This is a genomic window from Trichothermofontia sp. (assembly GCF_053493415.1).
The window spans coordinates 1-24,638 of sequence record NZ_JBRCAD010000032.1; the positions used below are offsets into that span (position 1 = coordinate 1).

At 55.0% G+C, this 24,638-nt stretch carries 30 protein-coding genes; 9 read left to right on the top strand and 21 right to left on the bottom strand.

The features are described from left to right. From ACWIUF_RS03035 to ACWIUF_RS03045, 3 genes are all read right to left on the bottom strand, one after another. On the bottom strand, positions 1 to 264 hold a 264-nt coding region (locus ACWIUF_RS03035), incomplete at its 3' end, for a hypothetical protein (RefSeq protein ID WP_448570725.1). Positions 265 to 582: 318 nt separating this feature from the next. Further along, positions 583 to 1,479, bottom strand: coding sequence for a septal ring lytic transglycosylase RlpA family protein (locus ACWIUF_RS03040; RefSeq protein ID WP_448570726.1), 897 nt, complete (start codon positions 1,477 to 1,479; stop codon positions 583 to 585). Positions 1,480 to 1,744: 265 nt separating this feature from the next. Further along, positions 1,745 to 2,005 (bottom strand): hypothetical protein, encoded by a 261-nt coding sequence (locus tag ACWIUF_RS03045; protein ID WP_448570727.1) that lies wholly within the window; start codon positions 2,003 to 2,005, stop codon positions 1,745 to 1,747. Positions 2,006 to 2,328: 323 nt separating this feature from the next. Between ACWIUF_RS03045 and ruvX the strand changes: the two genes are divergently transcribed. Continuing rightward, the gene (gene ruvX, locus ACWIUF_RS03050; RefSeq protein ID WP_448570728.1) at positions 2,329 to 2,766 is read left to right on the top strand and encodes a Holliday junction resolvase RuvX; all 438 of its coding nucleotides are present in this window, start codon (positions 2,329 to 2,331) and stop codon (positions 2,764 to 2,766) included. A gap of 127 nt (positions 2,767 to 2,893) precedes the next feature. Here ruvX and ACWIUF_RS03055 read toward each other — a convergent pair whose 3' ends face one another. From ACWIUF_RS03055 to psbH, 5 genes are all read right to left on the bottom strand, one after another. Beyond that, positions 2,894 to 3,157, bottom strand: a complete 264-nt coding sequence (locus tag ACWIUF_RS03055; RefSeq protein ID WP_448570729.1) for a DUF3146 family protein — start codon at positions 3,155 to 3,157, stop codon at positions 2,894 to 2,896. Positions 3,158 to 3,175: 18 nt separating this feature from the next. Continuing rightward, positions 3,176 to 3,520, bottom strand: coding sequence for a hypothetical protein (locus ACWIUF_RS03060; protein ID WP_448570731.1), 345 nt, complete (start codon positions 3,518 to 3,520; stop codon positions 3,176 to 3,178). Between the two features lie 248 nt (positions 3,521 to 3,768). Continuing rightward, entirely contained in the window at positions 3,769 to 4,443 is a 675-nt protein-coding gene (gene pth / locus ACWIUF_RS03065; RefSeq protein WP_448570732.1) for an aminoacyl-tRNA hydrolase, read from the bottom strand. Between the two features lie 42 nt (positions 4,444 to 4,485). Beyond that, a complete protein-coding gene (locus tag ACWIUF_RS03070) occupies positions 4,486 to 4,830 on the bottom strand; it encodes a TatA/E family twin arginine-targeting protein translocase (RefSeq protein ID WP_448570733.1) in 345 nt (114 codons plus the stop codon). 244 nt (positions 4,831 to 5,074) lie between these two features. Next, positions 5,075 to 5,263: a photosystem II reaction center phosphoprotein PsbH gene (psbH, locus tag ACWIUF_RS03075; RefSeq protein ID WP_448570734.1), complete on the bottom strand. Its 189-nt coding sequence runs from the start codon at positions 5,261 to 5,263 to the stop codon at positions 5,075 to 5,077. 93 nt (positions 5,264 to 5,356) lie between these two features. Between psbH and psbN the strand changes: the two genes are divergently transcribed. Further along, a complete protein-coding gene (gene psbN / locus ACWIUF_RS03080) occupies positions 5,357 to 5,488 on the top strand; it encodes a photosystem II reaction center protein PsbN (RefSeq protein WP_448570735.1) in 132 nt (43 codons plus the stop codon). A gap of 230 nt (positions 5,489 to 5,718) precedes the next feature. Here psbN and serS read toward each other — a convergent pair whose 3' ends face one another. Continuing rightward, the gene (gene serS, locus ACWIUF_RS03085) at positions 5,719 to 6,993 is read right to left on the bottom strand and encodes a serine--tRNA ligase (protein WP_448570736.1); all 1,275 of its coding nucleotides are present in this window, start codon (positions 6,991 to 6,993) and stop codon (positions 5,719 to 5,721) included. 99 nt (positions 6,994 to 7,092) lie between these two features. Here serS and ACWIUF_RS03090 point away from each other — a divergent pair, with 99 nt between their 5' ends. After that, positions 7,093 to 7,290, top strand: a complete 198-nt coding sequence (locus ACWIUF_RS03090; RefSeq protein ID WP_448570737.1) for a heavy-metal-associated domain-containing protein — start codon at positions 7,093 to 7,095, stop codon at positions 7,288 to 7,290. 270 nt (positions 7,291 to 7,560) lie between these two features. Here ACWIUF_RS03090 and ACWIUF_RS03095 read toward each other — a convergent pair whose 3' ends face one another. Together ACWIUF_RS03095 and ACWIUF_RS03100 are read right to left on the bottom strand one after the other, a co-directional pair. Further along, the gene (locus ACWIUF_RS03095) at positions 7,561 to 7,767 is read right to left on the bottom strand and encodes a type II toxin-antitoxin system HicA family toxin (protein ID WP_448570739.1); all 207 of its coding nucleotides are present in this window, start codon (positions 7,765 to 7,767) and stop codon (positions 7,561 to 7,563) included. 14 nt (positions 7,768 to 7,781) lie between these two features. Beyond that, a complete protein-coding gene (locus tag ACWIUF_RS03100; RefSeq protein ID WP_448570740.1) occupies positions 7,782 to 7,985 on the bottom strand; it encodes a type II toxin-antitoxin system HicB family antitoxin in 204 nt (67 codons plus the stop codon). 61 nt (positions 7,986 to 8,046) lie between these two features. Here ACWIUF_RS03100 and ACWIUF_RS03105 point away from each other — a divergent pair, with 61 nt between their 5' ends. The 4 genes from ACWIUF_RS03105 to ACWIUF_RS03120 all read left to right on the top strand — a co-directional run bounded on the left by ACWIUF_RS03105 (position 8,047) and on the right by ACWIUF_RS03120 (position 9,454). Beyond that, entirely contained in the window at positions 8,047 to 8,301 is a 255-nt protein-coding gene (locus ACWIUF_RS03105; RefSeq protein ID WP_448570741.1) for a hypothetical protein, read from the top strand. After that, the gene (locus ACWIUF_RS03110) at positions 8,298 to 8,645 is read left to right on the top strand and encodes a type II toxin-antitoxin system RelE/ParE family toxin (RefSeq protein ID WP_448570742.1); all 348 of its coding nucleotides are present in this window, start codon (positions 8,298 to 8,300) and stop codon (positions 8,643 to 8,645) included. Before ACWIUF_RS03105 ends, ACWIUF_RS03110 begins: the two co-directional genes overlap by 4 nt. A 27-nt stretch (positions 8,646 to 8,672) precedes the next feature. Continuing rightward, positions 8,673 to 8,891: a hypothetical protein gene (locus tag ACWIUF_RS03115; RefSeq protein WP_448570743.1), complete on the top strand. Its 219-nt coding sequence runs from the start codon at positions 8,673 to 8,675 to the stop codon at positions 8,889 to 8,891. A 353-nt stretch (positions 8,892 to 9,244) separates the two neighbouring features. Beyond that, entirely contained in the window at positions 9,245 to 9,454 is a 210-nt protein-coding gene (locus ACWIUF_RS03120) for a hypothetical protein (protein WP_448570744.1), read from the top strand. Here the strand turns inward: ACWIUF_RS03120 and ACWIUF_RS03125 are convergent. The 3 genes from ACWIUF_RS03125 to ACWIUF_RS03135 form a co-directional block, all read right to left on the bottom strand. Further along, positions 9,451 to 12,018 carry a sugar phosphate nucleotidyltransferase gene (locus ACWIUF_RS03125; protein WP_448570745.1) on the bottom strand — a complete coding sequence of 856 codons (2,568 nt, stop codon included), beginning with the start codon at positions 12,016 to 12,018 and terminating at the stop codon, positions 9,451 to 9,453. The genes ACWIUF_RS03120 and ACWIUF_RS03125 overlap by 4 nt on opposite strands. Before the next feature lie 283 nt (positions 12,019 to 12,301). Beyond that, on the bottom strand, positions 12,302 to 12,931 hold the full coding sequence (locus ACWIUF_RS03130) for an SRPBCC family protein (RefSeq protein ID WP_448570747.1): 630 nt from the start codon (positions 12,929 to 12,931) through the stop codon (positions 12,302 to 12,304). A gap of 246 nt (positions 12,932 to 13,177) precedes the next feature. Then, positions 13,178 to 13,657: a universal stress protein gene (locus ACWIUF_RS03135; protein WP_448570748.1), complete on the bottom strand. Its 480-nt coding sequence runs from the start codon at positions 13,655 to 13,657 to the stop codon at positions 13,178 to 13,180. 181 nt (positions 13,658 to 13,838) lie between these two features. On the opposite strand from ACWIUF_RS03135, the gene ACWIUF_RS03140 reads away from it, so the two are divergent. Further along, on the top strand, positions 13,839 to 14,096 hold the full coding sequence (locus tag ACWIUF_RS03140; RefSeq protein ID WP_448570749.1) for a hypothetical protein: 258 nt from the start codon (positions 13,839 to 13,841) through the stop codon (positions 14,094 to 14,096). A gap of 157 nt (positions 14,097 to 14,253) precedes the next feature. Here the strand turns inward: ACWIUF_RS03140 and ACWIUF_RS03145 are convergent, their stop codons facing one another. From ACWIUF_RS03145 to ACWIUF_RS03160, 4 genes are all read right to left on the bottom strand, one after another. Further along, the gene (locus ACWIUF_RS03145; protein ID WP_448570750.1) at positions 14,254 to 14,901 is read right to left on the bottom strand and encodes an alpha/beta hydrolase; all 648 of its coding nucleotides are present in this window, start codon (positions 14,899 to 14,901) and stop codon (positions 14,254 to 14,256) included. 20 nt (positions 14,902 to 14,921) lie between these two features. Beyond that, complete coding sequence (locus tag ACWIUF_RS03150; RefSeq protein WP_448570751.1) at positions 14,922 to 15,599, bottom strand: alpha/beta hydrolase; 678 nt, start codon at positions 15,597 to 15,599, stop codon at positions 14,922 to 14,924. A 240-nt stretch (positions 15,600 to 15,839) separates the two neighbouring features. Then, positions 15,840 to 17,321, bottom strand: coding sequence for a family 10 glycosylhydrolase (locus ACWIUF_RS03155; RefSeq protein ID WP_448570752.1), 1,482 nt, complete (start codon positions 17,319 to 17,321; stop codon positions 15,840 to 15,842). A 272-nt stretch (positions 17,322 to 17,593) separates the two neighbouring features. Next, entirely contained in the window at positions 17,594 to 18,532 is a 939-nt protein-coding gene (locus tag ACWIUF_RS03160) for an NAD-dependent epimerase/dehydratase family protein (protein WP_448570753.1), read from the bottom strand. A 474-nt stretch (positions 18,533 to 19,006) separates the two neighbouring features. On the opposite strand from ACWIUF_RS03160, the gene ACWIUF_RS03165 reads away from it, so the two are divergent. After that, on the top strand, positions 19,007 to 21,676 hold the full coding sequence (locus tag ACWIUF_RS03165) for a TolC family protein (RefSeq protein WP_448570754.1): 2,670 nt from the start codon (positions 19,007 to 19,009) through the stop codon (positions 21,674 to 21,676). Here the strand turns inward: ACWIUF_RS03165 and ACWIUF_RS03170 are convergent. From ACWIUF_RS03170 to ACWIUF_RS03180, 3 genes are all read right to left on the bottom strand, one after another. After that, a complete protein-coding gene (locus ACWIUF_RS03170; protein WP_448570755.1) occupies positions 21,651 to 21,968 on the bottom strand; it encodes a hypothetical protein in 318 nt (105 codons plus the stop codon). The two genes, ACWIUF_RS03165 and ACWIUF_RS03170, sit on opposite strands and share 26 nt — an antisense overlap. A 184-nt stretch (positions 21,969 to 22,152) precedes the next feature. Continuing rightward, positions 22,153 to 22,938 (bottom strand): Uma2 family endonuclease, encoded by a 786-nt coding sequence (locus ACWIUF_RS03175; RefSeq protein WP_448570756.1) that lies wholly within the window; start codon positions 22,936 to 22,938, stop codon positions 22,153 to 22,155. A gap of 128 nt (positions 22,939 to 23,066) precedes the next feature. Further along, positions 23,067 to 24,521 carry a bifunctional orotidine-5'-phosphate decarboxylase/orotate phosphoribosyltransferase gene (locus tag ACWIUF_RS03180; protein WP_448570757.1) on the bottom strand — a complete coding sequence of 485 codons (1,455 nt, stop codon included), beginning with the start codon at positions 24,519 to 24,521 and terminating at the stop codon, positions 23,067 to 23,069. Positions 24,522 to 24,638: the final 117 nt, after the last annotated feature.

A 24,638-nucleotide genomic window follows, 5' to 3' on the forward strand; every position in this document is an offset into this window, starting at 1 on the left:
GGCCAAGGGTGGGGGGACTGCCTGACGGATAGCCGCGATCTGCGTCGGGGATAGCAGGGTGGTGAGTGGTGCTCCCGCCAACTGTGGAGCGGACAGGCCCAGGTGAAGGTGGACATTTTGGCTGACCTGGAGAATGGTATCAGCAGCCCGATCAAGCACCAACAACACCCCGTGTGGTTGAATGGTGTCTGGCAACTGAAGGGGTGGCTCAGCTAGCGAGGGCCTAGGAGTCGGTGCGGCTGGCGATCCATTTACTCCATTCATTCAGTCAAACTGAGCAACTGATCAATTCATCTTCATTCTAGGCTAGTCGTCAAGTCTTAACAGGTACCTTGGAGCCTGGGCATCCGGCCCCATGCAGCCTTGTTGTAGCCACTAGAGTCTTCCGATGGCGCGTAGTAGCAGAGTCCGCACGATCGTGATCCTCGTAAATCTGCCCCCAGGGGAGTATGCGGCATTGGGGAGGGCAAGTCGGCTCACGTGGAAGCGCCAGCCACAATGGCATTCAACCCATTAGGGACCGGCAACACCCCGATGCAATGGCTTAGCTCATGGCTAGGCTGGTACCGATTCACGCTACATTTACCGCTGGGCGATAAATGTATCTTGCACTGGCTCCATAATGACGGCATGATAGGGGACAACGCCCGTGGCTTCGCTCTCCAGTTGGCGGGCCGCTTCGCGGGAAAGATCCAGACTACGATCGTCAATATAGGGACCGCGATCGTTAATGCGCACAATCACGGCCTTACCATTGTCCAGGTTGGTAACCTTCAGGTAGGTATTAAAGGGAAGGGAGGGGTGGGCTGCCGTCAATTCGGTTTGGTCAAACGCTTCTCCAGTCGCCGTTAACCGTCCATGAAAGTAGGGACCATACCAGGACGCTAACCCCGATAGGGTTTCTGCGGTTTCACTTAGCCTATACATATGGGCCTGGGCAACGGCTAGGGACAGGGGCGGCGCCGCCAAAGCCACCCGTAATTGATTCACCCAGCGAATGACCGTTAGCTCGGCACTCCGGTTTAGCTCAGCCGCAAATTCCGTATCCAGAATCAGGTAAACCCGCTGACGATGCTCGATCGCCGGCTGACCCGACACCAAGGTTGGCACGATCGCCGCCGGACTCAGGTGCGCATCTCGCAAAAGCTGCTGCACGCCCATTGCTAAACTCTCTGCCCGTGTGCGGTTGGGTAAGGTGGCAATCAGAGTTGGGCCAACCCAAACTTGAAAGCTATGGCGATCAGATGCCCAACGGTGCCCCACTCGGCGTACCCCTACCTTCTGCGCCGCTGGTAACCTTAACTCTGGGGAACCGCCAAACCCCCGTGGCAGGGGTGGTACCTGGGCAGTTAACCACTGGGTCAGGGACCCCCGGCAGTCCTGAGCCTGGGAATCGGCGATCGCTCCCCAGGGCATCGGGCCGGGCAGGAGCCAGCAGTTGGTCCAGGAAGTCACCCAGACCAGTCCAAAAAACAACATGACAGATGCAACCTTCCAACTGAGAGGACTGTCAAGCTTCAAAGAATGTCGCAAAACGTAACATATATTACCATATTGTCCTCTTGAGTTGGGTCTCTCCCGTCGGGGTTGGCGCACTGGGGGGGGTACCCCCCGCGATCGGTAAGCTATAGGTCTAGGGTAGGTAGGTTTGGCGGCCATAGGCAATTGCTGAGGAACACTAGGAATGCCCCGCATCCCAATAACAGCAGGAACTCTTGTTATCCATACCCATGCGATGGGGGCCTTAATCCACCGACACTTGTTGCTGTTCGGCTGCCAGAATTTTTTCCTTGGAATCCCCCCAGTAGGCACTATAGGTCCAGGTTTCCTGGCTTCCCTTGTCCTCAATCGACCAGCGATAAATAGCTGATTTGGGGTCAACCCCAATCTCGATCAGCTTGGCCCCCATGTAGTACTCCATTTGTTGCCGGGTGCGTTCCTTTAAGGGAGGTGGGAGTCGTTTATCGATCGTGCGGGGCAGATGTGCTTGGGTATGTTTAGCCATGAACGGTGCTGTTACACTTCTTTACTTCAAATTATTACGTTTTTGCGCTAAAAGTAAAGCAAGCTGTTATGGAACAGGCGTCATCGGGGTTGCGAGCGGATCGAGGCCAGCCGCGCTGAGGGTGTAGAAATGCCTGAGCAAGGGAGCTATTCTTATCGGTGGGAGCAAGCACCAGCGCTAGTGGAGCGTCAAGCTTAAAAAGAGCGGCTCGCGACCGACTGCCTGCACGGATTCGTCTCGCTCACCCTGAGCCTTAGGCATGACAAATTCCTAAGCGTGACCAGGAATTCCCACCGATTGCAATCACAGGCCATCTACAGCCCATGTCGGAACATCAGGTGTATCCAGAATCCGCACCCTGCCTATTGGGTTTTGACCCAGGGCGGGACAAGTGTGGCATTGCGGTGATGACCGCCGATCGCCAAGTGCCTTATCACCAGGTTGTTGCGGCCAGTGAGGCCATCGCCACGGTCCAGCGCCTACAGCAGCAATACCCCTTCACCCAGATTGTGATTGGCGATCAGACCAGCACTCGTCTTTGGCAACAACAATTAGCGACTGCCCTCGTCCCACCTGTGCCGATCGTACCCGTGGATGAACGCTACAGCACCCTAGAAGCCCGCGATCGTTACTGGCAGATGTATCCCCCGCAAGGATTAGCTCGCCTACTGCCCCAAAGCGTGCGATCGCTTCCCCGTCCGATCGATGATATTGTGGCTATTCTGCTCATTGAGCGCTATTTGAACCCACGATCGGGATAAGCAAAGTACGGGGTTACTTTTGAGCTTGGTAGCCGTGGTGCTGATTAGATTTTAGATGTTGCCACCTGAGATGAGCCACCCACCAGTAATCGCTACGGCCCAAACACCTAACCGATTCGTCACTCCCTTAGAACGTGGCTCGGATGGTAAACGAATAGTCGCCGCCTGGTTCCAATTGATAGTCCCGTTGTTCCAGAAAGCGACTGAGGGGTTCTTGGATGAGAGCACGCCCCAGGGAGGGTTCAACGGACAGTGCCCCCCGGCGGAAATGCCATTGAAATTGCCACTCAAAATTACTAGCCCTGACTTCGCCGACAATTTTGCCCTGTTGCCAGGAGTGTTGCGTGATACGCACATAGGCAGTTGTGGCCGGGGGATGACGGAAGCTCACGGGAGGCGGTTAGCGGGGTTACTTGTGAGCCAGGCGGGCATCCGGCTCCAGCACCCATAATACAAGCCCCTTCCGGACCTGCGTCAAGATGACCGTGTTGCCTAGACCCAGCAACCGATCGACGCCCCGCTTGGCGGCTTCCGCATTTGGATATAGGCGAACATAACTGTAGTAATCCCCGTTGTAGCAAACGGCGCTGACGGCTTTCGGGGTATCCGGCAGGCGAATGTGACAATTGATGACTAACCGTTGGTCGATGACGGGGCACGGCATATCCCCAAGCAGTAGGTTAGGGGTGGGGGTATCAAGCGGATGGGTCAAACCAGATAGCTGGCTGCTACGGCGTAGGTATTGATCAAACATAGTTAGGCAAGTAGGATGCTCCCAGCAGCACCCCCTCCAAGCATGGGTAGGTTGTACTAAAAATCAATAGGCTATGGCTAATTACCGCTAGCCCTGCGTGACTTCTTGATAGTAGGTGCTTGGCCCTGAGCATTCTATCTTCTAGAATGCCCACTTTTTGGCTCAACAGTACAGATACAAACGATCATGAAGTTGGCAAAATTGCTTGAGTGCATGCCCAGTATTTATACGGGATTAACACCGAGTATTTATACGGAAGCTGACTCTGGGCGGGCAGACGGTTCTAATTCTAGGGTAGCAATAGTGGTGCCATTATACAGGCTCATGGCCTTGGCAACCCCTGCGGTCAGGCTGAGGTCGATCGCAGCCGCAACTTGCGCCAGAACTTGTTTCATGGTGGTTGTTTCTGCGCTGGAAAAACGTCCTAAAACATGGGAGACGGCATCGCGATCGACGGGGTGGCCTTTGGGTGCGCCAATCCCAATGCGTAGACGCGGGAAGTCTTGAGTACCCAAATGGGCGATCGTGGACTTTATCCCATTATGCCCACCGGCTGACCCGGAGAGCCGCAATCGAAGGCGACCCACGGGCAAGTCCATATCGTCATAGACAACCAGAACGGACTGGGGCGGCAACTTAAACCAATCCATCACGGCCCGAATCGACTGACCCGAAGCATTCATATAGGTTTGGGGTTTGAGGAGGCGGATTTTGCGGCGTTGGGGTCCCCAGCCTTCACCGATATAGCCTTGAAACCGACGGTTTTCACTTAGGGAAATTTGCCAACGATCGGCAAGGACATCGATCGCGGCAAAGCCAATATTGTGGCGGGTTTGGTCATACTTTGCCCCCGGATTACCCAGTCCCACAATCAGTTGGGGAATCACCAGGGCAGGGGCAGTGTCAGAGGAGTGGACAGTCATAGATAGTACGATCGCGGCAACATCTGAGGGCGTGCAGCTAGCCTAACTGGGCTGGGAAGGTTGGGAGGGGTTGGCAATTGGGCTATCCGCGATCGTCGCCTCGGTTGCAGGCGTATCACCAGGATTGGCTTCGACAGCCGCCGGGGATAGGGCTTGTGGGGGGGATTTCTCTAGCTTGGCTTCCATCGGCTCTTGGCGGGTCGCTTTCTCCAGCTCAGCCGCTTCGCGTTTTAATTCGGTCTCAAATTCCCTAGAAGCATCCTGGAAGCTACGCAGGGTCTTCGCCAGCGATCGACCAATCTCTGGCAGTTTTTTCGGGCCAAAAATCAGTAAGGCCACCACAAAGATCAGGATCATTTCCGGTAGGCCAATCCCAAAAATATTCATACTGCGCTTCTCCTATGCTGACGATCGGAATCCGTCACTCAAACAAAACGCGTATCTCAATAGAACTCAATACAGCGCAATATCATTATGGTGCAATCCCAGCTAGTTTGGTCACATTCTCTTCGCCCCAAACTTCTGCCGACTGCCCCCTACTAAATCTAGATTGAGAACAAAAAATCCCGGCAAAACCGGGAAATATTGCTTGCAAGGAAGTTAGGACAAATACATCCTAGTCAGCTTATCCCTACCACCGAACATCAAAACTTTCGAGGACAATTGATTCGTTGTAGATTTGCAGGATAATCAGCAGGAAGACGAGAAAGAGGACCATAAACGTCCCCATTAGGACGGTGGTACCCCAACCAGGAGCCACTTTCCCGTACTCGGAGTTAAGAGGTCTTAAAACGTCACCAAGCCAAGTCCGCTGTGCCATGATTAATCCGTTGTTTGTTCTAGAGCGATTAACTTTCTGTAATCTATCATAAGATTGGTACACCCTTTACGTCCGATTCACTCCCTAAATTCTATGGAACCTGCACTGACCCTTGGCGTCTCGATCGGCATTGCCCTGCTGGCCATTACGGGCTATGCCATTTACACTGCCTTTGGCCCTCCATCTAAGGATCTGCGGGACCCCTATGAGGAACATGAGGACTAAGGGCGCGATCGTCCGAGCGTAGGGGCAGGTTGCACCAGAATCTGCAACACACAACGCTAATCTTGATGAACCTGCCCTCCAGGGATAGGGCGGGTCTATGAATGTTACTGGTCTGCGGCCTAGATCTGGGTGCGATCGACCTCGCAAGAATAGGGCGGGTCTATCAATGTTACTGGTCTGCGGCCTAGATCTGGGTGCGACCCGCCCCTACGGGTTATAAATTTGGGTGATTAAAGGATGGCACGACCGAGGTAGGGCTGGAGGGCTTCGGGGATGCGGACGGTGCGATCCGGTTGTTGGTACAGTTCTAGGATCGCGGCCATTGTCCGCCCGACGGCGAGGCCAGAACCATTGAGGGTGTGGAGGTAGCGGGTACCTTTTTTGCCCGGTTCCTTAAAGCGGATATTACCGCGTCGGGCCTGGAAGTCGCCACAGTTGGAGCAACTGGAGATTTCGCGATATTTGCCAGCCGAGGGAAGCCAAACTTCGAGGTCGTAGCATTTGGTAGCGGAGAACCCCAGGTCAGCGGTGCAGAGTTCGATAACACGATAGGGCAGTTGCAGTGCTTGCAGGATGGCTTCGGCGTTGGCGACGATGCGTTCGTGCTCATCGGCGGAGGTGTCGGGATGGACAAGTTTGTAGAGTTCGACTTTGCTGAACTGGTGTAGCCGGATGAGGCCACGGGTGTCGCGTCCGTAGCTACCGGCTTCGCGGCGGAAGCAGGGGGTATAAGCGCAGTGGTAAATCGGTAAATCTTCGCTGCTGAGGATTTCGTCGCGGTAGAGGCTGGTGATCGGGACTTCGGCGGTGGGGGTGAGCCAGAGGTCGTCGCGATCGCACTTAAAACTTTCGTCGGCGAATTTGGGTAGTTGGCCGGAGGCGGTGAGGGTCTGGCTATTGATCAACAGGGGGGGGAGGACTTCGGTGTAACCTGCGGCAATTTGGCGATCGAGCATGAAGCTGATCAGGGCACGTTCGAGGGCGGCTCCAGCACCGATCAGGGTAACAAAGCGGCTCTGGGCGATGCGGACAGAGCGTTCAAAATTGAGGATGCCCAATTGTTCGCCAATTTCCCAGTGGGGCAGGATATCGGCGTCGGGTGGGGGGATATACTCATCGCCCCAACGGCGCACTTCCACGTTGTCATCTTCGCTGGTGCCTTGGGGGGTGGTGTCGCTGGGCAGGTTGGGGAAGGTGAGCAGCAAGCTTTCGATTTGCGCCTTAAGTTCTTTTTCGCGGGGTTCGAGGTCGCTGAGTTGGGCCTTGATGGCGTTGCCTTCGTCCCGGAGGGCGGGAATGGCGGGATCATCGCGATCGGCTTTCATTTTTTGGCCGACGAGTTTACCGATCTCGTTGCTGCGGGTCTGGAGTTGGGTGCGTTGGTGTTCCAGGTCCCGTTGCTGTTGATCCAGGGCGAGGAGGGGTTGCAGGTCGTAGTCGCCCCGGCGCTGAAGCCGTTCTTGTACGAAGGCTGGATTTTCCCGAATCAGTTTGAGATCAAGCACTGTTGGTCTGTCCCACAAGGTCACCCCTTAGGATACCGTTATCATGGACAATCATGGACAATCATGAACAGCAGATGATCTAGACCCTAGGAGGCTGTGATGGCGACGTTTCAAGTGCAGGTCCCTACGATCGCGTGTGAGCATTGTGTGAACACCATTACCTCGGTGATCCAGGCGGCTGATCCGACGGCGATGGTAGCGGGCGATCCCAGTACGAAGCAGTTGACGGTGGAAACGATGCTTTCGGAGGTGGATTTGCGGGCCGCGATCGTCGCCGCTGGTCACGAACCGGCCTGACATTAAGTTTTACAAGGCCATCTTGACTATTCTGAAACCCCTTGATTAGCCTTCAATTAGCCTTCAGATAAAGATCGCTATTTGGATGTCAAAAATACTCGATAAAACTTTGCCCTCCTGACTAACAAAGCTATTATCCTAGAGGAGACTGAAGCAATGCTGAAGGCTACACTTACGTTGAGATTGATCCTTATGTTGCGGCCATTTTCCCAGATTTGAAGTTAGTAAACGAAGAGTTGCGTCTATTAGTCAAACTGAGTTAACCGTGACTTACGGAGAATTCCACTCTTCCTCTGGGATCATTGCTGTAATCATGATGTTGCGTAGAGTGCCAAGAGGTAAATCCCGCCCTTGATGAGAGGGAACAGTCACTTGTACCACTTGGTCAGAATTTCGCCATTTGCGATGACTACCTTTTTGGGAAACCAATTCAAATCCATATTTGCGTAAAATGCGCTCAACAGCGTCAGCATTCATTCGTCGCAAGCGGGTCATCCAACGACTACCTCACGAATAATTGACGCTGGTGTCAGCTTGAGCGTATCGGGTTGTAAATAAAGTGCGATCGCTTCTTGGATATTCTGAAGTGCTTCTTGCTCAGTCATACCCGCTGAAGTGCAACCTGGTAACTCTGGGCACCAGACTGCCCACTCTTGTGTTTCCGGATCAGGCTCAAGAACGACACGCCATTTCATAATCTTGTCTTTTATGTTAAAGATATTTACACTATAGCAAACCTTCCAAGGACGAAAATCTATGACTATTGTTGTCACTCTGAGTCCAGAACTAGAGGCCCTACTTCAGAGCAAGGCGGCTCAGCAAGGTCAAGATATTAGCCAGCTTGCTTCTGAGTTGCTAGCCAATGCCTTGGCGTGGGAAATTCAAGACTCTGAAGAAGCAATTACAGGTATTCAGCAAGGCTTAGCGGACTTTGAAAGCGGCAAGTTTCGCCCCTTTCAGGACTTTGCCGAAGAACAACGCCAGAAATATAACCTGCCAGCTAATTCATGAAATATCAAATTGAAATTTCCAGTGTAGCTGAGGCTGAGGCTGACAGTGCTTTTCTAAGACTCTCCCAAGTCACTTCTCCTGAAAGAGCTAGCCAATGGTATTCAGGATTATTGCAAGCGATCGCCTCCCTAGCCCAGATGCCAAAGCGATGCCCCTTAGCACGAGAAAATGATTATTTTAGTCAAGAGATTCGGCAACTACTTTATGGTAAAGGACGCACCGCCTACCGTATCCTGTTTACCCTTTTAGAAGGGCCAGAAGTTGCTATTGTTCGTATTTTACATATTCGATATGCGACCCAACGGACCCTTGGAGAAACTCCAGATAATTCCGATCTCAGTTAACTTGCACGCATCATGTAAATTTTTTCTATGAATATTACCCAACGATCGCATAATTCCATCATTGCTGAAATTCATCACATTCGTGAACAACTTGCTGAACAATATCATAATGACCTCCATGCTTACTCCCAAGCGGCTGAGTCACATTGTCGCGCCCTAGGGTTTGATATTTTAGAAAGCCCCCGTCAGGGCGTGCAGGTAAATCCTAACACCCTTAACCTCAATGCTGAATCTAATAACAGCTAATATTTTTTCGTAAAATGCGCTCAACAGCGTCAGCATTGATTCGCCGCGATCGGGTCACCAACGACTCCCTTATGAATAACTGCCGTCGTATTTTACATATTCAACTTCGACCAATCTCGTGAAACCTGCCCTTGCCCCTCAGGACAGCATACCCGTGAGCAGGGCCATATAACTGCTCTGCTCACCCTGGACTTGCCGCGCCTACGCTAAACACACCTGCTGCGTAGCTCCCTCCGATCGCACAACCGCCCGATCGGGTGACACCTTCGGGGGACGCCCCTCACTAGGCAGACTGGTTAAGCTAGATCCCAATCTGGCATTCCATTGCATCTACGCTGTTCAGGAGGCAGAGCATGCAAGCCGTGACAACGACACCCTTCTCCCGCAGCCAATTTCAGACCGTCATTCAGCAGATTTTACGCACGGGCAAGATCACGCAAGAAGCCAAGCAGCAATTACTGGCTGCCAGCCGCTGGGAAACTCCCCTCACGGTGGAAGAATTAGCCGCAGTTCAAGCCGTGGCCACCCGCCTCCAGATGGGCTTTGTACGCGTGGTGGACTAAAGCTCGATCATTTCTCGCACCTCGGTAATGCCTTGCTCGGCATCCACAAACTCCTGCACCCGTGCCCGGTACTCCCGTAGGATTTCATCTACCCAATGGCGATCGGCACTGTTCGCAAATAGGTGTACCAGCGGTTCCCCCGCATCCGGCAAAACCAGAATCCAGCTATCGCGGTTGGGGCTAAAAATCTTAACCCCATCAATTAGTTCAATATCAGCAGCGGGATGGGTTTCCACCAGATAGCGCATGAGCGATCCCTTCGCCGTCCAGGGACAACGCACGGTGTAACTCTTATGGTAAACATTGGGCAGATCCGCCCGCATTTGGCCGAGGGCACGGGCGGCCCCACCCATCCCATGCTGCTCCTGTAGCGACAGCATTTCCACCAATTTCGCGACGCAAAACATGGCATCAAAGCCGGGATGCAATTGTGGGAAAATAAAGCCCATCTCACCACTGCCCCCCAGGACGACGTTGGGATTGGTCTGGCAAGCTTCCATCAAAGCGGTGGGGTTAGCTTTGGTCCGAATAACATTGCCACCGTGGCGATAGGCAATCTGCTCGATCGCGCTTGATGTATGAACCGGCACGACCACCGTTCCCCGTGGATGCTGGGTTAGGACCATATTCACCATCAGGGCGGTCAGGGTTTCGCCGCGAATGGCGATGCCCATCTCGTCCACGAGCACCAACTGTTCGCCGTTGGCCGCCATCTGGACGCCAAAGCTCGCCTTCAGTGCCTCGACCACATGGCCTAACTGATTGAGCAGAGCCTCTCGTTCCGTGTGGGTCGGCCCTGTTTGGTGCAGGCTGGCGTTAAGGACTACGGCATCACAGCCAAATTTCGCCAAGAGTTGGGGTAAGACGGCCCCAGAGACAGCATAGGCGTAGTCAATCACAATCTTCGATCGCCCCCGCTGAATCGCCTCGACATCGAGATTTCGTTCAAACCCCTGGCTGTAAAGGTCAATGACTTGGGTGGGATAAACCATTGTGCCAATTTCATGGATTTGGGCACGGCGCATATCTTCTTTAAAATAGGCTCCCTCAATCTTCTTTTCCTTAGCTTTGGTGATGTTAATTCCCTTATGGTCAAAAAACTCAATCAGAATATGATCCGGGCGATCGGGGTGAATGCGTACATGAATGCCCCCCACAGCGGCCAGGGTCGGCACGACCGATCGCGCCAAGGGCAGTGCCGTCGCCTGGAGGTTATGGATATGCACCCCCACCGACATCAGGCCCCCAATCAGCGATCGCGACACCATTCGGGAAATACTGCGCTGATCCCGCGACACCGTGACATGGGCACCCTGGCGCAGCGTCGAGCCGTAGGCCGCCCCCAACTTCACGGCAAACTCCGGCGTGATATCGATATTGGCGAGACCGCTCACGCCCCGTTGACCAAAGAGATTACGGCGGGCAGTGCTACCCCAAATCAGGTTGAGGTTGACGATCGCCCCAGAGTCAATGCGCTTACTAGGCCACACCCGCACCATCGGACTGATCTGGGCTTCCTCACCGATCGACGACAACGCCCCCACCACCGCCCCCTCTAGCACCTGGGCACGGCGATCGACCCGTGTCCCCCTCGCAATCACGCAGGCCCGCAGATTGGCCTCTTCCCCAATGACACAGCCACTCCAGATCACGGGACGCTTGAGGGTGGCATCAGCATGAACGGTGACGTTATCCCCAATGACAGTCCCCGCGTCAATATGAACCCGGGCGCCAATCCGACAATTACTGCCGATCAAGACGGGCGTTTCAATTTGAGCGAGGGAATCGATCACCGTATTTTGGCCCACCCAAAGTCCCGGCGATCGCTCATAGTAGGCAAGGGTTAGGTGCGCTCGCCCGTGTAGGGCATCAAACTGGGCTTGGCGATAGGCTTCCAGATGGCCAACATCACACCAATAGCCATTGGCAATATAGCCATACATGGGTTCCCCCTTCGCCAACATCAGTGGAAACAAGTCCTTAGAAAAATCGCATTCCTGGTGCGAGGGCAAATATTGGAGAATCTCTGGCTCCAGAATGTAAATGCCCGTATTCACCGTATCAGAGAAGACCTCACTGGCCGACGGCTTTTCCAAAAACCGTTGAATCTGCCCCGTTTTCTGATCAGTAATAACGGCCCCAAATTCCAGGGGATTCGAGACACGGGTCAACACCAGGGTCGCTCGCGAGCGGTGCTGGCGATGAAACGCGATCGCCGACTGCAAGTCAAAATCTGTAATGCAATCCCCGCTAATCACCAGAAACGTATCATCTAGCAACTCCGCGATATTCTTCACACACCCCGCCGTTCCCAGGGGTTGATCTTCTTCCACCGCATAGGTAATACGAACCCCGAACTCACTCCCATCCTGGAAATAATCCTGGAGGGCATCGGGCAGGTAATGGAGAGTAGCGATAATTTCAGTAATCTGGTGGCGCTTGAGCAGGTTAATGATATGCTCAGCGATCGGACGATTCAGGATCGGCACCATCGGCTTGGGCAAATCACAGGTTAAGGGCCGCAACCGGGTACCAGAACCACCGGCCATGAGTACTGCTCGCATAGCACCTCCTTCCTCCTTCGCAGTGACCGTACCACTTTCCTTCACCATAACCGCATTCTGGCTGGAGCCGTAGGGAAGGAAGCACTAACTTCATTCTGAGCTAAAAGTCAACCTGCGATCGGCGTCTAAAGATACGCCCACGATTGGAAGATCGCCCCATGCGGTACCCCCCCAGACATCAAGACACCCAAAAACACAAAGGGCTTGAGGTACCTTCGTATCCGGGTGCCGTTGGGGTTCACAACAAGGTGAATCTAAATTTAGATCAGTATCTTAACGATCGCTATCCTTGGCACATCACCCGGCGCATCTGGCGCATATTATTGGGCAGATCCATCTGCATAGCTTGCTGGATAAACAAACTCGGCACCGGAATCGTGGGCGTCGCCTGGACCCGATAGCCCAGGATAGTCCCTTGTTGATAGGGATGCAGCGAGAGATCCGCCGCAAAATCTCGGAAGCTCCCCCGCACTAGCCGAAACGCAATGGCATCCCCCGCCTCCGGTTGTTCAAGAACATCCAGAACAACTTCCACCTGGATATTTAACAGAAAGAAGGATTTTTGGGCTGTCTGATAAAGCCGTTTCCGGGTAACTCCGGCCTCCACCACGCCCAGTACCTCACTACGGGTAACATCGGGGAAATACTGCGGCCACCGGGAATAGTTGGTAATGTGGTGCCAGACTTGGGCGTGATCGAGCGGGAGATAGGCCCAGGCGGTCACGGCTCCCCCCCAGTCAGAATAGGTATGGGGCTGAGTAACAATCTCGCCTTGGATAAGGGATTTCAGGCAGTTGGCATCAAGCTGAAGGCGGGATTGAATCGGGGCTGCACTAACCCCAGGCTTGACAGTAGTGACAGTCGTTTTGTCGGTCGAGGTTACGGCAGTACGGGTTGATAGGGTTGCGACCATGCTTGTCCACACTTGGGTTTATCGGACAGAGCCTCGCAAGAAACCGACGCGGTTCAAGCAGTCAGGCTTAAGTTTTCAATTCAAGGCGTGTGTCTCACTCCCTATAAAGGTACCCGTCCCTCCCTAGAGAAGCAACAAATTTACCAAAATCTCATCTTGGCCCCGGCCATTGGCGTAGGGTATCACCCGTGTGGATGACTGGTAACGATTTGCCTGCGGCGTCGCGAAGCTCTCGCGCCATTGCCCCTACTGCCCTTGAATGGTGAGGACCGAGCAAGGCGCGTGGTGCAGCACGTAGTTACTGACACTCCCCATCAGCATTTCGCTTAACCCCGATCGCCCCCGCCGCCCGATAATAATCAGATCGGCACGCCAGCTTTGGGCAATCTTGCAGATCAATTGGCCAGGGTCCCCCACGTTTTGACTAAACTCGGTGGGAATCCCTAGGGCAGTCGCTTTCTCAGTTTGGGCACGAAGATAATCCAGGCCCGTTTGCTCGATCGTTTGCCATTGATCCATATAGCTCTTCAGCGCTTCAGTATGGGCGGCGGAGTAGATGCTATCGGGTTCCGGGTAGACCGGGGGCGGGTAATCTTCCCCAAAGGGGGGGAGAACATGCAGGAGCATCAGGGTAGCATTGCTGAGTTTAGCCAACTCTAGGCTCTGCTCAAAAATAAGCTGGCTGGCGGTGGAATTATCTAAACCAACAAGGATTTTCTTAAACATTGTCCGAGACCCTTTATTAAAGACTCGCTTTTTGGGCAGAGACGCTGCGCGAACGTGAAGCCGATGGGACGGCTGGCTGTGCCGATACAGCCGATTGCCCCTACTCTAAGCCAAAGCAATAAGGTTGCCCGGAAATTTATTAAAATTAGCAAAAGCGAGTTGCAGTGCCAGAGAAATCGCTATGCATGAGACGCCAGCATCAAATGCGCAATTTCTAACGATCGAGGAAGCCACCCAGGTCGATGCGGCCCTGCTCTCTTCCCATGAGAAATTTCTGGCACGCCTGACGATCTCGTCGCTGCGCTTGCTCATCCAAATTGCCCAGGATGAACAGATGGCGATCGCGGATCTCACCCCTCAGCAAATCATCCACTGGTTCGAGCGCGATGGCCAAATCCGCCGTGAACAGGGGCAGGAAGCGGCTTTCCTGAAATGGTAAGGGGAATTGAGGGCGGGTTTACCCAGAGGATTGGTGGCGAGCTAACCTTGGACGGCAACCCAGATGGCCCTTGAGGGCGGGTTTACCAGGATTATCGAGGGCGGGTTTACCTTGGACGGCAACCCGCCCCTACGGGCGATCGGTTCTGGGGGAGACATTAGGGGGATGGGGAAGGCGATTCACATTCGCAGACAATCCCATCCAGGAAATTGCGCACTGCGGCTAAGGGCACTTCGGCCTTTTCACCCACACGGGCCACAAAGCTACTGATCTCCCGTGCGGTGCGGGCTAGCTGTACCCCGTCCACCATCAAATCTTGGGTGGGATAGTTTTGGAAGAACCGCAAGAGGCTGACACTGTTCTTGTCTACCGCTGAGAGGACGAGGGCCGATCGCAGGGCTTGGATGTTGTCCACCCGTGCCGGGGTATGGAAAATGTAGCCCATCTGGAAGAGCAGGTATTCGCCGGGAACTGAGTTCAGTGCCCGATCCAAAAACAACAGGCTAGCGCCGACCTCATGGGTGAGTACCCGTTGCGCGGATTCCGGCGCAACACCAGCTACTCCGAGTAGAAAACGCAACCCGCCCGTGGCTTGCCCTGTTTCCGCTAGGGTCTCTAGCTCCTGAATCGTGACGGCTTGCCGGATCGGGCCATAGGTGAACACGATGCGATCGGCAGCGATCGCCGACGAGCCAGGAGCCAGGACACTCACACATGTACCCAGTAAGCCCGCCGCTAGCGTGGACCATAACCAGCGGGAGGCGGTTAACCCCCGCTTTGATGCCAAAAAATCTCGTAAAAACATGGTGTTCCCGTGCAAAGGCGTTATGGCTGACTGCGTTCAAGGAGGGGAGCTGCTAGCACCGCAGCAGTTGTGGGTGCCTGGGCTGTCGTCAACGGCACAATCTCCCCCGCCGGATTCATACACACACTGGGTTTACCCATTTCAGCCTGCGCCACGAGGAGGCCCGGTTGCGGCAGCACGGACGAGCTTTCCTGGGGACACTCGCAAATGAGATCCTGTAAAAAGCTTTTAACGGCTTCTAAGGCCGGTTCAACGCGATTGATGAAACCACTAATGCGATTGTAAATCGGGTCTAGCCCATTGAGGTCAACCGTCACGGTCGATTCCGGATAGTTTTCTAATAATTCGAGAATGGATAGGCGATTGTCATTGGTAATGGTTTCCCGCAAAGCGGTGCGTAAGGACTCCAGTTGGGTGCGGCGATCGGAGCCAGCAATCAGGCGATCGAGTTGCAGGATCACAAACTGCCCTGTGGAGGTTTCTAAAAAGCGTTCGGCCCGAGTACCCAGTGTAATCTGCTCCCCTAGTAGGTTGCGCACGGCGTCGGCCCGCTGTCCGGTGGCTTGGAAAAAATCTAAGAGTTGTTGGGGCGCAGCACTGCCCCGCACGAAGCTTCTCAGTTCGCCGATCGAAACCGTGGTGGCGCGATCGCGAAACTGGAGCCGTACCTGATCGATGGCTTCAGCGCTGGGGGTCATGCATACAAGACTGACACCCACCCCTAAAAACAAGGCAGGGAATGGGAATGAAAGCTGGAACGGCCTCTTCACGCGCGTTACTCCAAAAACACCTAACCTACACATTACAGGAGTTGATCAAGGGAGCAACGGATCGCAATCTTAAGATACACAGTAAATACACAGTGGCGCGGGTAGCTAACATCGGCCCCTCAGTCTGGCTCCGAACGATCAACCTCGAACGCCAATCCCTAATCACCCCTAACTCCGACAAAAACGACGACGACGATCGGACTCTGGCTCTTGCCAGGAATAGGCAAAATGGCTCACCGTCTCAATCTGGGGAACGCTCCGTTGGAGGGCCTGCATTTGCACCTCTAGGCTCGGTCGGTTCCCCTGGGATTCACCCCAACGCCCCGCAAGGGCCGGACGGACACTGGCTCCTGTGGTCAGGCTGAGAACTCGGCGGACCTCCTCAACGATACAACTGCCACTGCCGCACACCGAATAGGACATGGGGTGCCATTCCAGGTGGGCCGGGAACTGATCCCAGGGTTGCAGGCGCGAGTCAAACCCCTGGCCAATGACCTGGTTACCGGTGGGGAAAAAGACGGCCCCGGCGGTAATCCCCTGCTGCTGGGCGACCTGAGCCGCCATTGTGAGGAAATCAACCACCCCTTGGGCCGCATGGGAAACACTTAAAATCCACAGGTCCCGTTGCAGTTGGGCCTGGTTAGGCGGGGTCAGGGTTTTGGCCTGGGTGGCGTCGCGCCCCTGCCAGAGGGGGGTTGGCTCCTGGGCGAAACGGGTCCGGGCGGCGGTGATTTCCCCTTCAGTGATATAGCCTTTGCGGAGAAACTGCTGGATCAGTTCGCGCCCCTGGTTATTCTGCCCGCGTTGGAGCAGGGCCGACTGGGAGGCTTCGCCATAGACCCAGAGATCCTGCACCTTGGTGGCGATCGAGGCTGCCCCAGTTCCACGGGGATAGCGAATATAGTCAAACAAAATCCCATCCGGTCGTCGCCGCAGAACCGCTTGCAGCATTTGGGTATAGTCCTGGCGGGCCTGGGGATGGTAGGGATCGACAAAGGCTTGATCCGTATTATCCGGCAGTTGCAGGCTGACTTGACCTTGGCCATTGCGGGCCAGGACCCGCTGACGATCGGGCCGTTGGCCGTAGGAATAGCCAAAATTCATCGTGAAGACCCAGGCATAGACCTTCAGGCCCCGTTGTCGCCCCTTGTGAATTGCCTGGGCCAATAAATCCACATCACCTTGCTGGGGATTACGGATCACCGAGGGCCAAGCGGTGCGATTCTCATTCAGCGGGAGAAGAACCTGGCCATCGTAGAAGGCTTCCACATAGACCTGGTTATAGCCCTTGTTGACCACCTCATCCAGCAGGGCCTCCAATTGCCCCGGTTGGGTATCACAGGCATAGAGCCGCAGCCACAGGGCTTGATTTTTCGGCCAAGTGCGATCGCGGCACTGCTGCAACTGATTGGCCTGTTGCCGTACGATCTCCTCATAGCGCTTCTCGGCATCCCGCCCCCCTTTAATCGCAGCCTGCCGCAACCGCTCTTTTTCCGCAATACTGGCACTAGGCAACACACAGGTCCCCCCGCTCCGGGCTTGGGCACTCAGCAGAAACCCCGGACCAGCGAGGCTAGCGATGACCAGGAGGCTGGCGAAATACGATTGCCATCCAGGGGCAGGGGACGACGCTAGGGGGGGGTGGGCCATTCTACAACGTTCTCCCTAATGGGGCAGAGGGCAGAGAAAGCTGGATGAAATTGCGCCCTCATAGTAACGGCTATTCAGCGTAACGGCTATTCAGCGTAACGGCGATGGCGGGGTAACGGTAATTCAGAGATCTGCCTAGGGCAGCAGGCGGCCTACCCCACAAGATTGTTGGGCTGATATCTCTTGTGGAATAGCCGTCTCGGCTGTCACGTCAATGCGGTTGTTGCCGGGGCAGGCAGGCGGCCTACCCCACAAGACGTTGAGGCTACAGGCTAGCCTACCTGTTGCAAGATTTCATCATCTACGGAAAAGTCGATCGCGGCCTGTTCCCGTCCCGATGCCAGATAGTCATTCTGGAACGAATGGCGAAGACCCGAGATCAGATCGAATTGGGGATGCCAGTTCAGTTCCGTCATTGCCTTTTGGACGGAGGCAAAAAAATGCTGAACGCGCATGGGGAAGGCTTTTCGCTTGCCAAAATTAAACTGTTTGGGATCGTAATGGACCAACCGCAAATCTTCGATGGACTTACCCGCCGCGATCGCGCAGGCACGGGCCAGCCCGTCAAAGGTAACATAGCGATCGCCCGAAACGTTATACACTTGCCCGATTGCCTTGGAGTTGCCTAACACGGCCACCATTGCCAACGCGAGGTCATAACAGTGACCCCATTGGGTGAAGTGCTGGCCGTTACCGGGGATAGGGATAGGCCGATCGCGGACAATGCGATCGAAAAACCAGGCTTCCAAGTCGTTATAGTTTTGGGGACCATAGATATAGGTCGGGCGAATAGCGGTGAAGGGGAGTCCCTGGGCCTGGAGGTACGTCTCCGTCTCGTGTTTGCCCTTGTGGCGACTGTTGGGATCGATCGCATCGCCTTCCCGATGGGGCATCTGGTCCGACGGCAAATAGACCCCCGCCGAACTCATATAAACGAAATGCTGGACCTTGCCGTGGAAGAGATCGGCCAAGGGCTGGGTATCACTCAGCTCCCGGCCGTTGTTATCGTAAATCGCATCAAAGCTTTCCTTGGCTAATGCGGCCTGGAGTTGGGCAGCATCGGTGCGATCACCCTGGATTTGCCGCAGCCCCGCCACCGGGGCCGGACGATTCCCCCGATTAAACAGCACGACCTCATGCCCGTGCTCAACCAATAACTTGCTCAGATAGACCCCAATAAAGCGGGTCCCCCCCATGATTAAAATCCGCATGATCTTGACCGTTATCTAACCTGTATGCGTACTTTGAATGCCAGCATGGACATCGTTTAGTATGGAGAGCGTTCCTGTCTGCACCCACGTGAGGCACCGAAACCCTCGCCCTTCCCATTATCGGCACGGGAGTGTCCCTGGCAGCAGGCTCGTTCGCCCAGCGTCTTCCAAGAGAAATCGCGAAACCAACTGACTAGGGTCGGAAAAACCGGAAACCAGCGGTCTGGCTTTTAGCCGATGGCGAGGATGTCTACAGCCGATGGCGAGGATGTCTACACCGGATGGGTTATTGGCAAGTTGGGGACAAACCAGTATTCTTCTTAAGGTTGCTTAATATCAGCAGCGTTAGCGCCAACCCTCCTGAAGTGGGGCAGCCAACCATGATAAATACTGGTGTTTTGAGCCAGGTGTGTCCCTAGGGTGAGTTTGTGGCACCAATGGCGCACAGATGACGTGGAATGAAGTGGGAGCCTTATGCAAACGTTTCAGTTACTAACAGTGGGTGTGGGGACGGCCATTACGCTGGGGATGTCCTCCTCAGCCGTCTGGGGCAATCCGCAGGCGATCGCGCCAGAGGTGGCCCCCCAGTTCCAAGCATTGGATTTACGGTCTGTTCGCATTGGGTCTCCGTCCCCTAACGCCCCCGGCACCTTGGGGTCTGTTCAGTTCCTAACCGCCACGCAAGCAGCCCCGGCGACTGCTTTCACGGCCCTGATAACGCCCCAACTCAATCAGGTGCCACCGACCCTAGGGACAGCATCAGCCCCCCCGTTGCCGATCTTTCCCTCCCTGTTCGCTGCCTCTGTGCCTAACGCTCCCCTGAGTCTGGTCGCGATCGCGGATAAGGTCACTTTGCCTACCGTTGACGCTGAAAGTCCTGAAAGTGCTGCAAGTGTTTTTGACGCTGAAAGTATTACTGATAGCCATCCTGAAAGGGGTATTGACGCTGAAGCCGTCGGATCTGAAGAAGTTGATGCTGAGGCCAGTGCCACCAAGGGTGAACCTGGGGTAATTACAGCCAACAGCAGGACTGAAGCAGGACTGGAAGCTACTGAACCGGGAGCCGTCTTGGCAAATGCTGAAGACACAGAGCAGGCCGCAAATGCAGAGGGGATGGCTCCAGAGGCGAGTCCTGAAGTTGCAGCGAATAGAGATACCGATGTCGTCGATATCAATAGCAATGCCGATGCCGATGCTAATGCTGACACGGATGATGTAGTCGTCGCTGCCAATATCAATGCTGAGGCTAATGCTGATGCCAATATCGACGCTGACACAGATGATGCAGTCGTCGCTGCCGATATCGACGCTGAGGCTAATGCTGATGCCGATGCCGACACGGATACGGACACGGAATTAGAAGCTGCCCGATCGCCTGAATCTGTCGCGATCGCTGGAGCTACCTCCTCCCTTACCCCCCAAACGACTGCCCAGGTTACCCCAGCCAATACCCCTGTGGAAGTTAGCGCCGATGTGGAGGTTGACACCGAGGTAGAAACTAGTGACGGGGTGGAGGTTGACACCGAGGCAGAGGCTAATGATGATGCGGAAGTTGACACTGGGGCCGATACCCCTGATCTAGAGGCCACCACTTCGCTCCCCCTGACTGCGGCTACCCCCACCCCGCAAGCAGAGTTGCCGGAGGCCCGTGAACTGCAAGACACGCAAGCGGGCGATCGCGCGGAGGCCATCACCCCCAAAGCCGTGTCCGTCAACGATCCCTATACCAATACCGAGGGACCCATCCCTGAACTCAACCCCAATCCAGATTTGCTCTACCTACCCGATAAACCGGAGGAGGTGCAAATTCAGCTTACCCAACCAATTAATCTACGACAGGCCGTTGAGCAGGCCCTCAGTAATAACCTGCCCCTCCAAGACGCTCGCCTTCGCCTCGATCGCAGCCGTGCCCAACTGCGCGAAGCCCAAGCAGCATGGCATCCCACCGTCAACCTCCAAAGTGTCCTGCAACGGGTAGACTCCTCCAGCGCTGAGCGAACCAACCGTATCCGAGCGCGTAATGCCAATCCCTTAAACAACCTCTTGGGGACTGCCGACACCGTAACTCGCGCTTTTACTGGGCGGATTGGCATTGACTGGGCCGTCTTTACCTCTGGGCGACGCATGGCAAACATCCGGGCTGCCCGCCAACAGGTGCGGATCAGTGAACTGGAGGTCAAGCGGCAAACCGACGTCATCATTCTGGATGTCAGCAATAGTTATTTTGACTTGCAAGAAGCCGATGCCCAGGTGCGTATTGCCGAGGCTGCTGTCAACAGTGCCCAACAAAGTCTGCGGGATGCCCAACTGCAATTCCAGGCCGGGGTGGGCACCCGCTTCGATGTCCTGCGGGCAGAAGTCCAATTGGCCAATGAAAAACAAAATCTGACCAATCGCCTCGCCCAACAACAGGTGGCCCGTCGTCAACTCTCCCAACAATTAAACGTGCCCCAAACCGTAAACCTCGTGGCCAGTAGCCGTGTGGAAGTGGCGGGCACTTGGCGCATCCCGCTTGAGGAAACGATTATCCAGGCATACGAAAACCGCCCTGGCCTAGAACAGCGCTTAGCAGAACGCGAATTGCGCCGCCAGCAGCGCCGCGCTGAATTAGCCGCCACCCTACCCCAGATCGGTGCCTTCGCTGACTATGATGTCCTCAAAAATCTGGATGATGGCATTGGGTTTACCGATGGGAATACGGTAGGGGTACGACTAGATTGGCGGCTCTATGATGGGGGGGCTGCGCGGGCACGAGCCAGACAGCGAGCGATCGAGGCTGAAATCGCGGAAGTCGGCTTCTCCGATATTCGTAACCAAATTCGCTTTGAAGTTGAGCGAGCCTACTCCAACCTCCTCTCCAACTTTGAAAATATCGATACCGCTAAACTAGCCGTTGATCAAGCGGAAGAAGCCCTACGGCTAGCGCGGTTGCGGTTCCAAGCCGGGGTGGGTACCCAAACAGAAGTAATTGATGCGGAAACGGACTTGACCAATGCGCGGGGCAACCTGCTGCAAGCCGTGATTAACTACAACCGCTCCCTGGCAACCCTGGAACGGGCAGTGAGTTTACCGATCGCTGAATCGCAAAGCATCAATGAGGGCAGTGGTACACCCATCATCAATGGGGGTGGGAGTGGTTCATAGCGGCAGCTAAGCGTTCGATCGCCTGATCCGCCGTAATCAGGCGTTTGAGCACCACATTGCCGATCGTCGGCGAATTGTGGGCCTCTTCCTGGTGCTGAGGATCGGGCATCACTTCCACCATCAGGACAGCATCCTCAGCCCGGTATAGCCAGAGGGTTTCCTCGTCTTCTCGAATGTAGAGATCGAGTCGTCGAATATCGGGAGGCCGTCGCCATGCGGCCTCATTCCAGAGGCCCCCAAATTCCCACACACGCCCCAAAATCCAGCCTTCGGAGAGGAAAAAATATTTCACAGCGGCAATGCCTGTTGATACGCAATGTTGACACGCAATAAGTTGACACGTAATAAATTGATACGCAGTCAAAAGAACCGAGTGCCTTCGCCTTCAGTCGGTCGAATCGTCCGGTTCTCAGTATAGTGCTTTTAGCAAGTGCTTTTAGCCAGGGGAACGTTGGAGAGTGGGGAGCTGGTTTGGGCTAGCTAATCTCATCGGGATCAATGCCCAGTTCCCGGAGTTTAGCAGCCAACGCAGCACTGCGTTGACGTTCCTGTTCGGCTCGCTGGTGTTCGGCTGCCGCCCGTTGACGCTCCTGTTCCACCTTTTGTTGTTCTTGTATGGCCGACTCTTCTGGAGTCGGGACTAACTCACCAGCCGACGTGAAAAACCTCAGTTGGTCTTGGTACACCCCTAGGTATAGCCCTAACTGCTTACTCCAGAGCCACCCTTGCTCCGTCGGTGCGATCGCGGCATAGACCCCATTGACCAGATGAAATCCGGCAAACTCTAAACTATGGGGATCAAACCAAAAGTAATCGGGTGTGCGGAAAATATCTTGATAGATTTGCTTTTTCGAGCCACGGTCTTGATTCGCTGTTGAGTAGGACAGGAGTTCCACAATGACATTAGGGTACTTGCCCTCCTCCTCCCAGACCATCCAACTTTTGCGGGGGCGTTTTTCCGTATCCAGGACCACAAAGAAATCGGGACCGCGAAAATCCTCGGTTTTGAGTTTACGGGCGCTGTAGTAGATGGTGAGATTTCCCGCTGCGAAGTAGTCCGTGCGATCGCGCCAGAGCCAGTCTAGGCATTTGAGCAGCAACAGGAGTTGTTGGAGATGCTGATAACTTTCCAATTCCGGTTCGTCACTATCCAGGTCAGTGGGCGGTAGGACCACCCAAGGCGGTAGGTCTCCCGTGTCACTTAGGGCCGTAGGTGCCGGGAGTCCAGTCATTGGGGGGGTGTCTGGCAGGGCAGCAGACATGGGCATTGGGTAAGAGGGATGTGTTCAGTCTATCAAAGGGGGCCGGGGCATTGGCGACGCGGATCTGGACATAGAGGAAGGAAGCATCCCAGAGTTGTGTGATGATACCGAATGCGGATGCCGAATGGTTATTCTGAGGCGAGAATGGCCTCGTACTGGCTGATCGTAATGCGACTGCTGTTATATAGGGTTTCCGCAATTTCTGTAAGGGTCATCACCGCATGGGCATGGTAGCCCGCCGCTTGGAGCCGTTCCTTCACCCCCCGTTCGTGGTCGATGAGGACGACAATATCGTTAACAACAAGGCCCGTTGATTGCAGCTTTTGGGCGCCTGTGATCGCGCTTTTGCCACTGATCAAAATGTCATCCACGACGACGATCGTTTCCCCCGCTTGGAAATGGCCTTCTACCATACGACGGGTGCCGTGGGCCTTGACCTCTTTGCGGGGATAGATCATGGGATAGTGAAGGTGGAGGGCTAGGCCAGTGGCGATCGGCAGGGAGCCGTAGGGAATACCGGCGATGCGATCGAATTGGAGGGGTTTCATGAGGGTCGCGTAGGCGCTCACAACCTGGTGGAAAATTTGCGGCTGGGAAATGATTTTGCGCAGATCAATGTAATAGGGGAAGGTCGCCCCCGATGCCTGCACGTACTCGCCAAACAGGATGCAGCCAATGTCGTAGAGTTGCAGAATTAAATCCTGGTGGGGTTGGGGATTAACCAAGCAGACATCCGGTAGCCACACCTGGCAACTGGGCGAGTTTTGCGATCTCTGTTCCCGCACCTGGTTCACCGCTTGGCGAAAATCCTGAATGGTGGTCTGGGCCGTAGGTTCCAGCAAGAGATCGGGAGGAATCGAGATCAACAGATTCTCGCCATTGGCATCCAACCCCGCAACCAAGCCCTGCATCCAGGCCGCATCCTTGGCCCGCCAGCGATCGAGGCAATCGGTGCCAGTGGAGAGGATTAATCGTTCCGGCGCGATCGCCCGCACTGGCTCCAACAAGGTCGGGGTCATCGTCGTCACCTCTAGGCCCAACTGCTCCGGCGGTCCCCAATTTTGCGCTTCCTGCACCAGATGGAGATAGAACGCCTGGTCCGGTTGGGGGAAGGCTTGCAAAATCGCCGCTGAGGGATTGGTTGTCACGCAGAGAACAAACACCGCCTTATCGGCATAGACCAGAAATGGGGCCACCTGATCCTGTCCCGCATAGGGACTGAGGGTCACCGCATCTACCTGCCAGGTTGCAAATGCCGTACTGGCAAACAGGGTACTGGTTTCCAGGTCCGCATATTTGGCATCCAGGATCGTGGGCAGGTGGGGGGGAATGGCCTGTAAAACGGTTTGCAACAGGTCCAGCCCTGCGGCCCCCCAGGCTTGGTAGTACCCCAAGGACAGCCGATAGGCACACACCCACTCCGCAGACTGCGCGATCGCGGTCAGCAGCCAATCCCGCACGGTGGCCAGAGAATCGATCGCGGTGGGGTCTGGCAGCAGGTCCTCCAAGTCGGGATCAAGTTCCAAGCAGAGCAAGGTCTGGTTGGTCGCGATCGCCTGCGTCAGTTTTTGGTAAAAATCCATTGGCGGTTACCTGCCCTACCCTAGCGGCCTGTTTCCCATTAGTTTCCCATTAGTTTCCCATTACTTTAATGCATCGCCAGGCATCGCCAAGGAATGCATCGCTAAGGGGACACCGTG